The following is a 15,429-nucleotide window of genomic DNA, read 5'->3' on the forward strand; positions in this document are numbered from 1 at the left end:
TCTTCACCCCCAGAAAGGCTCGGCCTTCTCGTAGTCGCGCCACCGGTCGGGCAGGTCGGCCATGTGCCGGCGCATCCGCCGCTCCAGCCAGTCGGCGAAGTCGCCCGCCGCCCGCCGGACGTCGCGCCCGGCATCGGCCGAAAGGGCGTCGATCATGCGGCGGCTGACCGCGGCGTCGTTCAGGGTGCCCAGCAGATCCTGCAGGGCCTCGACCGACTCCAGGTAGGGGCGGACCGAGCCGGCGGGATAGAGGCCGCGGAAGAACTCGACTGCGTAGCGCAGCTTCTTGAAGCTGATGCGCAGCTGGTGCCGCTGGTCGGCGTCCAGCTTTCGGATCTGCCGCCCCGACTTGCGGGACTTGCGGTGCCGCAGGTCCAGCCAGCTCCCGGCCAGGTCCGCCATCGGCCGGGCCAGGAGCAACCGGACGTCGGGCGCGGAGTCCTCGTTCCAGCGTCCGGACTCCAGCCAGCCGCCGAGGCCCAGCATCAACGTCGTGTAGCGCGGCGCGTGCAGCGCCTCGACCGCGCGGGCGTGGGCGGAGCGGCGCGAGTCCGCGATGGCCTGGCCCAGCAGGCGGACGCCCTCGTCGCTGCCCTGCTTCTCGGCATAGGGCTCGAAGAAGAGAGTCTGGAGGTTGTCCCAGTCGCGGGCCGGACCCAGGCGTTCGGCCAGCCACTTGACCTCGTCCTTCAGCATCCGCGCGTCGGGCGACGCGATGACGTCGTCGAACAGGGTCAGCGCGGAGCGCAGGCGCCGCAGGGCCACCCGCATCTGGTGGATGCCCTCGGCTTCCACTCCCGCCACGGCGCAGGCCTGGTTGGCGAGCGCATGGCTCATGCAGTTGCGCACGATGTGGCGGAAGCTCTCGGCCACCGTGGTGGCCGGCGTCAGGCCCAGGGGAGGAGCCTTCGAAAACCGGGGCAGGGCGCCCGTGACCAGGGCGAACCCGGCCTCCGCCTTGCTCTCCGTCGCGATGCGCAGCGGCACGATCCGCTGGAGTTCGTGGGCCAGCTCGAACAGGGCGGTGATCGATCCCGCCTTCAGCTCCAGCTCGATCTCGCTGATCGGCCGGTGCGCGACGCCCGCCCGGATCTCGCCGGTGTCGAGGGCAACCTCGATCGCGGTCAGCGGATCGGGCCTGAGCATCAGGGTGGTGCGCTGGAAGTCCGTCAGGAACATCGGCCGGATCGCCGGAAGCGCGTCCTGCGGCACGACCTCGCGCACCCCGTCCAGGGTGAGCAGGGAGATGTCGGGATCGTCGGAGGGGATCTGCCACTCCCATTCGCGCCGGACCGCCACGGCCGCCGCGTCTCCCGGCGTCCCGCTGTTCATGGTCTTGACCGCCTGGATCCGCTGGGCGCCCTGGCGGCGCACGCGCAGCGCTACCCCATAGGCCGCAAGCGCCAGGTCCGGCGTGTCGTAGTAGAGGGTATAGAGGCGCTGGCTGGCCGCCGTGCCGTGCTGCAGCCCGACCAGGGCCGGATGCCTCACCAGCCGGGCGAGATTGCCCGGGGCGACGTACAGCTTCAGCTCGATCTCCCGCGCCGCCTGCGGCGGTGCGGGCGCCGTCCCGGGAAAGTCCTTTTCCGGTGGAGCCGTGTCCGTCGATTGCAGGTTCGTGCTGTCGCGGTTGTTCGGCACGGGCGGTGCAGCCTCGCTGGTCGGGAGCATCATCCTTTTGTAGATACTAGACCGCCGTGCCCAGCGTTAAGTTAATTTTTTCGGAAGGACGAGGCCGGCGAGCGTTCCCGCGCGCGACCCGATGTCGCTCCAGGAGCCTTGGGCGAAGGTGAGCACCGCCAGCGCGGCCGTCGGGAACTTGCCGGCGAGACTGCGCAGGAGGGAGGCGTCGCCATCTCCCGCCAGATCCTGCGCCAGATCGTGCAGATCGGGGTTATGGGCGACCAGCAGGACCGTCGCGGCATCGTCGGGCAACCGGCGAAGCCGCTCCAGCAGCGCATTCTCGCCGCTCAGGTACAGCCCACGATCGTATTCGGCAGGCACCTGGCCGGTTCCCAGCTGGGCCGTGACCAACCCCAGGGTATCGACCGCGCGGCGCGCCGTGGAGCAGAGGATGACGTCGGGGTGGAAACCTTCGCCGCGCAGATGGCGGCCGATCAAGGTCGCGGCGCGGGCCCCCCGGGGAGCCAAGGGCCGGTCATGGTCATCGAGGGAAGGATCGTTCCAGGCGGATTTGGCGTGCCGGAGCAGGTAAAGCGTCTTCATTGCGTTGACGTGAGCCTCAAGGTATTCCCTATTCGGGTTCGGCTGGCGCGGATGCCGCGGAATCCGGCAACGTTTACCGTCCGCCTGTCAAAGCGTAACCGAGTCGCGCTATCGTGACCATTCCGTTAATCGTTTGAGCCCCGAGGAAGCCGTGACCAGCGCGCAGGAAATCGAGACCCCCGAGATCGATCCAACCTCTCCGGACCGGTTCATCAACCGTGAACTGTCCTGGCTGGCGTTCAACCAGAGGGTCCTCGAGGAATCGCTCAACGTGAGCCATCCGCTGCTGGAGCGGCTGCGGTTCCTGTCGATCTCCGCCAGCAACCTGGACGAATTCTACATGGTCCGCGTCGCGGGCTTGAAGGCCCAGGTCCGGGCCGGGATCACGACGCTGTCCGACGACAATCTCGGCCCGTCCCAGCAGCTCGCCGCCGTCAACCAGCGCGTGATCGAACTGATGCGCGACCAGCAGAACGGCTGGAGGACGCTCCGGAAGGAACTGCGCGAGGCCGGGATCACCGTGGTGGACCCCAGCGAGCTCACCGATGGCGAGATGGACTGGCTGGAAGCCCGGTTCCTCGACGACATCTTCCCGCTCCTGACGCCCATCGCGGTCGATCCGGCCCATCCTTTCCCGTTCATCCCGAACCTGGGGTTCAGCCTGGCGCTCCAGCTCTACGACCCGGACCGCAGCCAGAACCTGGACGCCCTGCTGCCGATGCCGTCCCAGCTCGAACGCTTCGTCCGGCTGCCGGGGTCCGACGTCCGGTTCGTCCTTCTGGAACAGCTCGTCCTGCTGTTCCTCGACCGGATCTTCCCGGCGCCGTTCAAGCTGACCGGGCACGGGGTGTTCCGGATCCTGCGCGACAGCGAGATGGAGATCGACGAGGAGGCGGAGGACCTGGTCCGCACCTTCGAGAGCGCGCTGAAGCGCCGCCGGCGCGGCAGCGTCATCCGGCTGGCGGTCAATATCGGGATGGCACCGGACCTGCGGGAGTTCCTGCGCCATCAGCTCTCCGTCTCCAACGACGACGTGTTCGTGCTGGAAGGGCTGATCGGCCTCGCCGATACCAAGCAGCTCATCATCGAGGAGCGCCCAGATCTCGTCTTCCCGCCCTACAACGCCCGCTTCCCCGAGCGGATCCGCGATTTCGGCGGCGACTGCTTCGCGGCGATCCGGCACAAGGACATCGTCGTCCACCATCCGTACGAAAGCTTCGACGTGGTGGTGCAGTTCCTGCGCCAGGCGGCGCGCGACCCGGCGGTGGTCGCGATCAAGCAGACGCTGTACCGGACCAGCAAGAACTCGCCCATCGTCGCGGCCCTGATCGAGGCGGCGGAGGCCGGCAAGACGGTCACCGCCATGGTCGAGCTGAAGGCCCGCTTCGACGAGGAGGCCAACATCCAGTGGGCGCGCGACCTTGAGCGCGCCGGAGCCCAGGTGGTCTACGGCTTCGTCGACCTGAAGACCCACGCCAAGGTGTCGCTGGTGGTCCGGCGCGAGGCCAAGGGCCTGCGCAGCTACGTCCATTTCGGCACCGGCAACTACCATCCGATCACGGCCAAGGTCTACACCGACCTGTCTTTCTTCACCTGCGACCCGGCGCTGTGCCACGACGCCGCCTTCATGTTCAACTACATGACCGGCTACGCGACGCCGAAGTCGCTGGAGAAGGTCTCCATAGCCCCCCTCGCGCTGCGCGAGAAGCTGGTCGAGCTGATCGACCGGGAGATCGACTTCGCCCGCGCCGGGAAGCCGGCCCGGATCTGGGTCAAGCTGAACTCGCTGGTCGACTCCCGCCTGATCGACAAGCTCTACGAGGCCTCCCAGGCAGGCGTCCTGATCGACTTGATCATGCGCGGCATCTGCTGCCTGCGCCCCGGCGTGCCGGGCCTGTCCGACAATATCAGGGTCAAGAGCATCGTCGGCCGGTTCCTGGAGCATGGCCGGATCATCTGCTTCGGAAACGGCCACGTCCTGCCGTCGCCCGAGGCCAAGGTCTTCATCTCCTCGGCCGACTGGATGCCGCGCAACCTGGACCGGCGCATCGAGACCCTGGTGCCGATCGAGAACCCGACGGTCCATCAGCAGATCCTGGACCAGATCATGGTCGCCAACCTGAAGGACGAGGCACAGAGCTGGTATCTGGCTTCCGACGGCTCCTACCGGCGGGCGAAGGTCGACAAGGATGCTTTCAGCGCCCATACCTATTTCATGACCAACCCCAGCCTGTCCGGCCGCGGCAGCGCGATCTCCGGGGCGCGGATTCCGCCGCGCCTGGTCCTCCAATCCAAGTAGCAAGTCCATAAAGGCGCGACGGGCACCACGACATGACCCTCACCCTCGATCGGCGTCCGGCGGCCGACCTCCAGCGTTCCGAACGGATCGCGGTGATCGACATCGGCTCAAACTCGATCCGGCTCGTCGTCTATGACGGCCTGCACCGGGCGCCCGTGCCCCTGTTCAACGAGAAGATCATGTGCGGGCTGGGCCGCACCGTCGAGAAGACCGGCCGGCTGAACCCGGAAGGCGTGACGCTGGCGCTGGACAACATCGCCCGGTTCGGCCGCCTGATCGACGGCATGGATGTCGGCCGGACCGAGGTGCTGGCGACGGCCGCGGTGCGCGACGCCGCCGACGGCGTCGATTTCGTCAAGGCGGTCAATGCCAGGACCGGCCTGACCGTCCGCACGATCGCCGGCGAGGAGGAGGCGCGCCTGTCGGCGATGGGGGTGCTTTCGGGCACGCCGGGCGCCGACGGGCTGATGGGCGACCTGGGCGGCGGCAGCCTGGAACTGGTCGGCCTGGACCGCGGCGCCATCGGTCCCCAGGTCACCATGCCGCTCGGTCCCCTGCGGCTTCTCGAGTCCTGCGGCGGCAAGATCGCCGCGGCGGCCCGGACCATCGACCAGCACCTTCAGGCGCTGCCCTGGCTGGCGCAGCACAAGGGCCGCCCCTTCTATCCGGTGGGCGGAAGCTGGCGCGCGCTGGCGAAGCTGCACATGGAGCAGGTCAACCATCCGCTCCACGTCATCCATCACTACACGGTCGGCGGCGCCCAGCTCCGCGACTTCGCCGGGGAGATATCCCGTCTCAACCGCGCGTCCCTGGACAAGGTGTCCGGCGTGTCGAGGCGCCGGTCGGACACGCTTCCCCTGGCGGCGCTGGCACTCGAACGGCTGCTGGCGATCGTCGCGCCGTCCGAGGTGGTCTTCTCCGCCCATGGCCTGCGCGAGGGGCTGCTGTTCGACATGCTCGGCGCGCAGGAGCAGCGGGAAGACCCGCTGATCAGCGCCTGCGCCGGGCTGGCCAAGCGGATCGGCCGGTTCGACCAGGGGGAGATCATCACGAACTGGACGGCGTCCCTGTTCGCCGGCGAGGACGAGGTGTCGGCCCGGCTGCGCCGCGCCTCCTGCCTGCTCAGCGATCTCGGCTGGTCGGAGCACCCGGACTATCGGGCCGAGCATGCCTATATGCGGATCCTGCGCATGCCCTTCGCCGGCATCGACCATGGGGAGCGGGCTTTCCTGGCCCTGGTCGCCTATGCGCGCTACGGCGGCCGGATCGACGATCCGATGGTGGCGGTGGCGCGCGGCCTGGTCCAGGAGGGCAGGGCGGCGAAGGCGGGCATCCTCGGCCTGGCGCTCCGCCTCGCCCAGACGCTGACCGGCGGCGTGGCCGCGCTGCTTCAGCGCACCAGCCTGTCGATCGATGAGGAGGCCCTGATCCTCTGCGTTCCGGAAGACGCCCGGGTGCTGGTCGGCGACACGGTCCAGCGCCGCCTGGACGCGGTCGCCAAGGGGCTCAACCGGCGGGGCGAGATCGTGATCGCGCCGCCGAGATAGGTCGTTGGGCGCGGGCTGGAGCGGTTTTCGACCAGATCGAACCGTTCCGGCCCACATGGCCTGCCGTTCCATTCGCCGCGATGCGTTGGGCCACGGCCCAACCTAAGGTTTACGCGGAGCGGCGAAGATTCGGGCCGTCGATCGTAGGTTGGGCCGTGGCCCAACGCATCGGTCCGGCTGCCCCGGGCGGATCGACCTGATCGGGCACGGCTCTAACGGTCCGCGTCCAGCGGAACCAGCTTGACCCGCTTGTCCTCGATCGCCAGGGCGACGCGCCCATGCTTCAGCTTCAGCGCCAGGTCGCCGAACAGCTCGCGGCGCCAGCCCTTGAAGGCCGGCACCGGGGCTTCGTCGTCGGCGGCGATCGCTTCCAGGTCGGCCGAGCTGGCTACCAGCTTGGTCGCCACCTGCTCGTCCTCGCACCGCATCTTCAGCAGGACGCGCAGCAGCTCGACTATGGGTGCCAGGCCCGGAGGCAGTTCGGCCCTGGGTTCCCCGGTCGGGCATTCGCCGACCGGCATGGAGACGCCGCGCTCCACCGCCGCCAGCAGCTCGGTTCCCCAGCGGCCCTCGGCGACGCTTTTCCCCAGCCCCCGGGTGCGGGCAAGGTCGTCCACCGACCTGGGAGCGTGGGAGGCTATCTCCAGCAGGGCCTCGTCCCGCAGCACCCGGGAGCGCGGGATATCCTTGCGCTGGGCCTCGCGCTCGCGCCACGCGGCAAGCTCCTTGAGGATGGCGAGGAAGCGCGGCTTGTCGGTGCGGACCTTGAGCCGCTTCCAGGCGTCGTCCGGCTCGACCCGGTACGTGGCCGGGTCGGTCAGCACGGCCATTTCCTCTTCCAGCCAGCTTGCGCGGTCGGTGCGCTCCAGGCGGCGCTTCAACTTCTCGTAGGCCGGGCGAAGATGGGTCACGTCCGACAGGGCGTAGGTCAGCTGCCGCTCGGTCAGCGGGCGGGCCGACCAGTCGGTGAAGCGCGACGACTTGTCCACGCGCGCGCCGGCCAGCTTGGCGATCAGCGTCTCGTATCCGACGCTGTCGCCGAAGCCGCAGACCATGGCGGCGACCTGGGTGTCGAACAGCGGCCTGGGGATCTCGCCGGCGAGATTGTGGAAGATCTCCACGTCCTGGCGCGCGGCATGGAAGACCTTGAGCACCGACGGATCGCCCATCAGGCGGTAGAGCGGTGCCAGGTCGATGCCTTCGGCCAGCGGGTCGACCGCCGCGGCCTCATCGGGTCCGGCGATCTGGACCAGGCAGAGTTTGGGCCAGAACGTCTTCTCCCGCATGAATTCGGTGTCGACGGTGATGTATTCCGCCGCCTTGAGACGTTCGCACAACGCCTCCAGATCGGCTGTGGTCGAGATCAGGGTCATGCAACAGTCATACAACACCGGAGGCGCCCGGAAAAGCGGGGCTGCTACAACTTGACAACCGGCTTGCATCCATGTGCTTCTGCGCCATCATCCAACCTCCAGGGCGGGATCGCGGGCCGATGCCCTTTGCGTCCCCCCTGGCCGAGCCGGCGCCGCGGCATTCCGTTTCGCGGCGCCCGAAACTGTTATTTCAAGGTGCGCTCCCCATGCATCCCTACCGGACCCACACCTGCGGTGCCCTGCGTGATACCGATGCCGGCCAGATCGTGCGCCTGTCGGGCTGGATCAATCGTAAGCGCGACCACGGCCAACTGCTGTTCATCGACCTGCGCGACCACTACGGCATGACGCAGTGCGTGATCGACAGCTCCAGCCCGCTGTTCCAGGTGGCCGAGGGGCTGCGCCTGGAATCGGTCGTCACGGTCACCGGCAAGGTCGTCGGCCGCACGCCCGAGACGATCAACGACAAGCTGCCGACCGGCAGGATCGAGGTCCAGATCCAGGAACTGGCGGTGCAGAGCGCCGCCGAGCCGCTGCCGCTGCAGGTCAACAGCGACGCCGACGCCGGCGAGGAGATCCGCCTGCGTTACCGGTTCCTGGACCTGCGGCGCGAGAAGATGCAGCAGAACATCCTGCTGCGCTCCCAAGTGATCGCGTCGGTCCGCCGCCGGATGATCGAGCAGGGCTTCAACGAGTACCAGACGCCGATCCTGACCGCCAGCAGCCCGGAGGGAGCCCGCGACTTCCTGGTGCCGAGCCGCATGCATCCCGGCAAGTTCTACGCGCTGCCGCAGGCGCCGCAGCAGTTCAAGCAGCTGCTGATGATGGCAGGATACGACCGCTACTTCCAGATCGCCCCCTGCTTCCGCGACGAGGACAGCCGCGCCGACCGCAGCCCGGGCGAGTTCTACCAGCTCGACTTCGAGATGTCGTTCGTCACCCAGGAAGACGTCTTCGCGGCGATCGAGCCCGTGCTGTACGGCATCTTCGACGAGTTCGGCGGCTTCCGCCGCCCGGCCAAGCCGGAGCTGACCCCTTACCCGTTCCCGCGCATCCCCTATGCCGAGTCGATGCTGAAGTACGGCAACGACAAGCCGGACCTGCGCAACCCGCTGGTCATCACCGACGTGACGGCGGTGTTCCAGCGCGACGACGTCGAGTTCAAGGCGTTCAAGTCGGTGATCGCCAAGGGCGGCGTGGTCCGCGCGATCCGCGCTCCCAAAGTCGGCGACCGGCCGCGCAGCTTCTTCGACAAGCTGAACGACTGGGCGCGCGGCCTGGGCGCTCCCGGCCTCGGCTACATCCTGTTCGAGTCCGGCGGCGGCAAGGGACCGATCGCCAAGTTCGTGCCGGAAGCGGCCCAGGCGGCCCTGCGCGAGACGGTCGGCCTGAGCGACGGCGACGCCGTGTTCTTCGTGTGCGACCAGCCCGGTCCCGCCGCCAAGCTGGCCGGCTTCGCCCGGACCAGGATCGCCGAGGAACTGGACATCGTCGAGAAGAACGCCTTCAGGTTCTGCTGGATCGTCGATTTCCCGATGTACGAGCGCGACGAGGAGACCGGCAAGATCGACTTCAGCCACAATCCGTTCTCGATGCCCCAGGGCGGCCTGGAAGCCCTTGAGAACCAGGATCCGCTGACGATCAACGCCTATCAGTACGACATCGTCTGCAACGGCATCGAACTGTCGTCCGGCGCCATCCGGAACCATCTGCCGGAGGTCATGTACAAGGCCTTCGCGATCGCCGGATACCCGCCGGAGGAGCTGGAAGCCCGTTTCGGCGGCATGCTGTCGGCGATGAAGCTGGGCGCCCCGCCGCACGGCGGCTCGGCCCCGGGCATCGACCGCATCGTCATGCTGCTGGCCGACGAGCCGAACATCCGCGAGGTCATCGTCTTCCCGCTCAACCAGCGCGCCGAGGACCTGCTGATGCAGGCGCCGGCGCCGGTCCCGGCGGAACGGCTGAAGGAACTGTCGATCAAGCTCGATCTGCCCAAGCCCAAGACGGTCGCCGCGCCGCCGACGGCGGAGGGGACGGTCTCGCCGAAGGGAGCGGAATAGGGGAAGCCGCGCAGGTCGGCGGCCGCCCGTCGGGGCGAACGCCGACCTGCGTTGCGGTCGTAGATCAGGACCGCTGGAAAAGAGAAAGCCGCTGCGGAGGAATGCTCCGCAGCGGCTTTTTTCATGCTCCCCCGACCGACCGGTCAGGGGAGCGGCTTCTAAGGCCGGCTTATTCCCGGTTCCACCAGCCGCGGCGGGCGGGGCGCGGCGGTTCCTCGGGGGCCGCGGGCTCGGCTTCCGCGGCGGGTTCGGGTGCTGCGGCGGGCTCGGTCTCCGGCGCGGGCTGAGGGGCCGGCTCCACCGGTCCGGGAGCCACGTCCATGAACAGGTCGTCGCCGGCGCTGGGCTCCTGGGGCAGGGGCTCGGGCACGGGTTCCGGGACCTGCTCGACGGGGGATGCCTCGACCACGGGTTCCGGTTCGGCGACCTTCTTCTTGCGGGGAGCCCGCTTGCGGACCGGCTTGGCCGGTGCTTCCGCGGCCGGGGCTGCCTCGGTGGCCGGCGCTTCGGCGGCGGGCGCCTCCACGGCCGGAGCCTCCGCTGCGGGTTCGGCGACCTTCTTCTTGCGGGGAGCCCGCTTGCGGACCGGCTTGGCCGGCGCTTCCGCAACCGGGGCTGCCTCGGCTGGGGCTGCCTCGGCTGGGGCTTCGGCGGCGGGGACCTCCGCGACCGGTGCCGGTTCGGGCTGCTCGGCAACGATTTCCGCCGGAACGGCCGGTTCGCCCACCATCACGGGAGCGATCTCTTCCGGGGCGGCGGGTTCGGGCTCCGTCTGCGGCTGCTCGGCAACCGGTTCCGGCCGGGGAGCCGGCTCTGGTGCCGGTTCGGGCGCGGGCGACACGTCGATGTCGCCGAACGGATCGCCGAGATCGTCCACATAGGCCTGGCCGTAGACGGGTTCGGGCCGGGGCTCGCCCTGGGGGGCGGGCGCCGCGGGCTGCTCGGCCGCCGGCTCCGTCTCAGGTCCCTCCTGCTGGTCGCCTTCGTCGCCGAAGCCGTTCTCGAAATCGCCCTCGGCCCGGCCGCGGCCACGGCGGCGTCCCCCGCGCTTGCCGCGACGGCGCTTCTTGCGCAGGCCGTTGGCATCGGTCTCGTCCGCCTGGCCGTTCTCGGACTCGTCTCCGTCCTCCCCGTCATCGGCGTCGTCATCGCCGCCGGCGTCGGGATCATTGTCGAAGTCCTCGGACTGCTGGTCGAACGCGGTCTCCTCCACCGGTTCGTCGGCGGTTTCCTCGCGCTCTTCCTCGCCCTGGTCCTCGGTCCGGGTTTCCGTCCGGTCGTCGAACCGGCGGCGTCGGCGGGACCGGCGCCGGCGGCGGTCGCCGCCGCGCTCCTCTGCCTGTTCCTGCGGAGCGGCGGCGGCGATGGGCTGGGCCTCCGCGGGTTCCGCGACCTCCACCTCTTCGGCCGCCTCGTCCTCCTCCGCCTCGCGTTCGAGCAACCGATCGGTCTCGGCGTAGATCCGCTCCGGGCTGATGACGGGGGCGCTCTCCTCGCCGGCCTGGCGGGCCTTGATCCGTTCCAGGCGGTATTCCGGCGGGATCAGCGTGTCGTCGCCGAACAGGAAGACCCGGAAACCGTAGCGGCGCTCGATATCGGCCAGCGCGTCGCGCTTCTGGTTGAGGATATACAGCGCGATCTTGGTCGCCACATGGACCGTGATCTCGCTGGAGCGCTTGCGGATGCCTTCCTCCTCGATGGCGCGGAGGACGTAAAGGGCGGCGGACTCGATGGAGCGGACCATGCCGGTGCCCGTGCAATGCGGGCACTTCTCGAAGTTGGTCTCCATCAGGCTCGGGCGCAGCCGCTGACGCGACAGTTCGAGCAGCCCGAAGGGCGAGATGCGGCCGAGCTGGATGCGCGCCCGGTCGTTCTTCATCGCCTCCTTGATGCGGCGTTCGACCGCGGCGTTGTTCCGCGCATCCTCCATATCGATGAAGTCGATGACGATCAGCCCGGCAAGGTCGCGCAGACGCAACTGGCGGGCGACTTCGTCGGCGGCCTCCAGGTTGGTCTTGTAGGCCGTCTCCTCGATGTTCCGCTCGCGGGTGGATCGGCCGGAGTTGACGTCGATCGCGACCAGCGCCTCGGTCTGGTTGATGACGATGTAGCCGCCGGACTTGAGCTGGCAGACCGGGCTGTGGATCGCGTCGATCTGGCTTTCGACCTGATAGCGGAAGAACAGCGGGATCGTCTCGTCGCGGTAGCAGTGGACCTTCCGCGTGTGGCTCGGCATCAGCATGTGCATGAAGTCGCGGGCGACGCGGTAACCCGCTTCGCCTTCCACATGCACCTCGTCGATGTCGTTGGTGTAGAGGTCGCGGATCGACCGCTTGATCAGGTTCGCTTCCTCATAGATCAGCGCCGGCGCGCTCGATTGGAGTGTCAGGTCGCGGATGCTGTCCCACAGCCGCAGCAGATATTCCAGGTCGCGCTTTATCTCCGGCTTGGTCCGCTCCATTCCCGCGGTGCGCAGGATCACCGCCATGCCTTCGGGAATGTCCAGGTCCGACAGCATTTCCTTCAGGCGCTTGCGGTCCTGCGGATTGGTGATCTTGCGCGAGATTCCGCCGCCGCGCCCGGTGTTGGGCATCAGCACGCAGTAGCGGCCGGGCAGGGACAGGTATGTCGTCAGGGCGGCGCCCTTGTTGCCGCGCTCCTCCTTGACGACCTGGACCAGCAGGATCTGCCGGCGCTTGATGACTTCCTGGATCTTGTAGCTGCGCAGCGGGCGGGGGCGGCGGCGCTGGACGTCCTCGGCCTCGTCGCCGACCAGCTCGTCCACCGGACCCTCGTCGGAATCGCCCCGGCCGCGGCGGCCCTGTCGGTCGTCGCGGCGGCCGCGCGGCGCGTCGTCGCTTTCGTCTTCGTCCTGGGAGTCGTTCCGATCGTCGCCGTCGTCGGAATCCAGGTTGCCGGAATACTCGGCTACCGGCGCCTGCGGCGCTGATTCGGTCTCCGGCTCGGTGCCGGCGCCCAGTTCGGCCGCCGGGGCGGGCATTTCCTCCGCGCCGGAGTGGACGGCGTCGCCCGCCGACGGGACGGCCGCGGGATCGTCGGACGGAGTGGCCGCGGCGTCCGGCCGGCGGTCGCTGGAATAGCTCTCGTTCGGGTCGTAAGGCTCGCTGCGCTCCTCGCGCGGCAGGCTGGCAGGCTGGTAGGTGGTGGGCTTGCCGTCGCCGGAACCGCCCTCCTGTTCCCCGGCCTCGCCACCGGCCGACCTGTCGGTGCCGGGGTCGTTCTCCGCCTGGAAATCGGGCGCCGGTTCTTCCGGCGCGAACCAGTCGTGGGGAATATCGTGCTCGGCGTGATGGACGGCGCCCGGCTCGTCGTTGCTTCCGGCCGGCTGATCCAGGTCCGGCTGCCCGTCCGGCGGCATGGTCCCGGCGGGCTCGGGCGCGTCGGCACCGGACGGAGGGCTCGCATAGGGGGGCTGCTCGCCGGTTCCGGGAACGTCACCGGAAGGCTCGGCCGCAGGGGGTTCCCGGGTCTGCTGACCGGTGTCGCCGCCGAAATCGTCGCGTCCCTCCGCGAACGACTCGGAGCGCCCCTGGCGCCGGGAGCCGCGGCCGGGCCGGGGATCGCCCATTTCCACGTCGGCGCCGATGGTGTCCTCGCGCTCTTCCAGGTCGCGTTCCTGGGCGAGCAGCGCTTCGCGGTCGGCGACCGGGATGCGGTAATAGTCAGGATGGATTTCGGAGAAGGCCAGGAAACCGTGACGGTTGCCGCCATACTCGACGAAGGCTGCCTGGAGCGATGGCTCGACCCGAGTCACCTTGGCCAGGTAGATATTGCCTTTCAATTGCTTCTTGCTGGCGATTTCGAAATCGAGTTCGTCCAGCTTGTTACCATTGACCACGACCACCCGAGTCTCCTCGGAATGGGTCGCGTCAATCAACATGCGCTTTGCCATATGTCTACCTCGTGACGCCGCCGGGCCCCCGCGCGACTTACGGGTGGCGGCGCGTCATCGTCAAAGGCGAAGCGTTCGGCACGGTTCCCACCGGATCGTCTAACGGCGCTTTCCACAGCAGCCAGGACGGGCGGGGCACCGGACGCCGGGCTCCGGCCCGACGGGGCCAAAGCCAGCTTCAAGGTTTCTCCTCCACCGCAGGTTCCGTAAGCGCCACCCGGCCGGTGCGCTGCCTGAAAAAAAACCGATAAATGGCAGCACGTTACCCGAAGGCGACGCCGCCTCTCCCAAGTGGGGATCGGCGGAATGCGGTATGTCGCACCCCTACCATAATGGGGGGCGCCGCATTCCTCAATCACAGAATTGTCTTGTTGGAATGGTGACAGTGGACGGCGGCTCAACCGGCGCGTCGCCCGGGGGGCTCTTCGGGGGCTCCGCCGCGGGACTGAGGCAGTTTGTGATGATCATGCTTGAACACTTTGATTTTCTTAGGGTATATGTATGACAAAATCGAACGTTCGTGCCCTTTCGGAGACCGACGCTGCGCGCGCTGTTCCTGATCCTCGCCGTCTTCTGGCTGGCCGCGGCGCACGCGGGGCAGGCGGCTGCGCGGCCCGCGGTCGTCGATGCGCGCCTCGGCGTCCATCCGGACAAGACCCGATTCGTGATGGAGGTGACCGACCAGATCGATTTCAGGGTCTTCACGCTGCCCGACCCCTACCGGGTCGTGGTCGATCTGCCTGACCTCGACTGGGATGCCGCCGCCAACCGGGGCAGTGCCGCCGCCGGGCTGGTGCGCGGCTATCGCTACGCCTCCTTCCGGCCGGGTACCCTCCGGCTCGTGCTGGAGGTCGCAGGCCCGGTCCGCGTCCGGGAAGCGTTCCTGATTCCGCCACGTGACGGCCGGCAGCCGCGGTTCGTGCTCGATCTCGAGTCGGTAGGGGCCGGCACCTTCGCGGCGGAGTTGAGCCGGGTCCACGGGACGAGGGGGGCCGCCGACGGCGCGGCGCCGCCGGTGCCGGCCTATACCGTTCCCCTGAGCACCGCCGCGGCCACCCGGCCGGTTGCCCGCCTTCCGGACCCGCCGACCGACACGGTCGCCGTCACCATGTCCCCCGCGGAGGCCGCGGTCGTCCCGCCGCAGATGCCGGCGGGCCTCCGGGAAGAGGCGGGCGGCGGTCCGGCGACCCTGGCGGCCCTGGGAACCGTGCCCCTGCCGCCCCGCCGGCCAAGCCCGCGCACCGACGCCAGGCGCGTCATCGCGCTGGACCCCGGCCACGGAGGCGTCGATCCCGGCGCGATCAGCGTAACCGGGGTCTACGAGAAGGACATAACGCTGGCCATGGCGCGGGCGGTGCGCGACCAGCTCGTCGCGACCGGCCGGTACAGGGTCGTCATGACCCGGGACAGCGACGTCTTCCTCCGCCTGCGCGACCGCGTGGCGCTGGCGCGCGAGGCCGGGGCCGACCTGTTCATTTCCCTGCATGCCGATTCGATCGGCAGCAGCGACATGCGCGGCATGTCGATCTATTCCCTGTCTGACAAGGCGTCCGACCGCGAGGCCGACATGCTGGCGGCCCGCGAGAACAGGGCCGACGCGCTCGGCGGCGTCAACCTGACGGCGGAAAACGACGAGGTCGTCAGCATCCTGATCGACCTCGCCCAACGCGACACCATGAACCAGTCCCGGCGCCTCGCCAACCTTCTGGTCGAGGAGGTCGGGCGCCATACCAAGCTGGTGCCGCGCCCCCACCGCTCCGCCGGTTTCGCGGTGCTGACCGCTCCGGACGTGCCTTCGGTGCTGATGGAGCTGGGTTACCTGTCAAGCCCGCAGGACGCGAAACTGCTGGCGCAGTCGGAACATCGGGTCAGGATCGCCCGTTCGATCCAGCGGAGCATCGATGGGTATTTCGCCGCAAGGGCTGGCGTAAGCCGGTCTTGACCTCAACATAGCCGTATTCGATCTGCTAGAGTGCGTCCCCGCAGGTTGGATCATGACAGGCCGGCTCGT

At 68.8% G+C, this 15,429-nt stretch carries 8 protein-coding genes; 4 read left to right on the forward strand and 4 right to left on the reverse strand.

Annotated features, from left to right (window positions below):
- Positions 1–3: 3 nt before the first annotated feature.
- On the reverse strand, positions 4–1,671 hold the full coding sequence (locus tag JL100_RS07620) for a CYTH and CHAD domain-containing protein (protein WP_228421123.1): 1,668 nt from the start codon (positions 1,669–1,671) through the stop codon (positions 4–6).
- A gap of 36 nt (positions 1,672–1,707) precedes the next feature.
- Positions 1,708–2,226, reverse strand: a complete 519-nt coding sequence (locus JL100_RS07625) for a SixA phosphatase family protein (RefSeq protein WP_202680118.1) — start codon at positions 2,224–2,226, stop codon at positions 1,708–1,710.
- 151 nt (positions 2,227–2,377) lie between these two features.
- Here JL100_RS07625 and JL100_RS07630 point away from each other — a divergent pair, with 151 nt between their 5' ends.
- Together JL100_RS07630 and JL100_RS07635 are read left to right on the forward strand one after the other, a co-directional pair.
- Entirely contained in the window at positions 2,378–4,525 is a 2,148-nt protein-coding gene (locus tag JL100_RS07630; protein ID WP_202680119.1) for an RNA degradosome polyphosphate kinase, read from the forward strand.
- A 32-nt stretch (positions 4,526–4,557) separates the two neighbouring features.
- Positions 4,558–6,072, forward strand: a complete 1,515-nt coding sequence (locus JL100_RS07635; protein WP_202680120.1) for a Ppx/GppA family phosphatase — start codon at positions 4,558–4,560, stop codon at positions 6,070–6,072.
- Positions 6,073–6,284: 212 nt separating this feature from the next.
- Here JL100_RS07635 and rnd read toward each other — a convergent pair whose 3' ends face one another.
- Positions 6,285–7,445, reverse strand: coding sequence for a ribonuclease D (gene rnd, locus JL100_RS07640; RefSeq protein WP_202680121.1), 1,161 nt, complete (start codon positions 7,443–7,445; stop codon positions 6,285–6,287).
- A 206-nt stretch (positions 7,446–7,651) separates the two neighbouring features.
- Here rnd and aspS point away from each other — a divergent pair, with 206 nt between their 5' ends.
- Positions 7,652–9,505, forward strand: coding sequence for an aspartate--tRNA ligase (aspS, locus tag JL100_RS07645; protein ID WP_202680122.1), 1,854 nt, complete (start codon positions 7,652–7,654; stop codon positions 9,503–9,505).
- A 169-nt stretch (positions 9,506–9,674) separates the two neighbouring features.
- On the opposite strand, the gene JL100_RS07650 is transcribed toward aspS, so the two are convergent.
- On the reverse strand, positions 9,675–13,418 hold the full coding sequence (locus tag JL100_RS07650; RefSeq protein WP_228421124.1) for an Rne/Rng family ribonuclease: 3,744 nt from the start codon (positions 13,416–13,418) through the stop codon (positions 9,675–9,677).
- A 520-nt stretch (positions 13,419–13,938) separates the two neighbouring features.
- On the opposite strand from JL100_RS07650, the gene JL100_RS07655 reads away from it, so the two are divergent.
- A complete protein-coding gene (locus JL100_RS07655) occupies positions 13,939–15,360 on the forward strand; it encodes an N-acetylmuramoyl-L-alanine amidase (RefSeq protein ID WP_228421125.1) in 1,422 nt (473 codons plus the stop codon).
- Positions 15,361–15,429 lie beyond the last annotated feature (69 nt).

The organism is Skermanella mucosa (assembly GCF_016765655.2).
Taxonomy (GTDB): domain Bacteria; phylum Pseudomonadota; class Alphaproteobacteria; order Azospirillales; family Azospirillaceae; genus Skermanella; species Skermanella mucosa.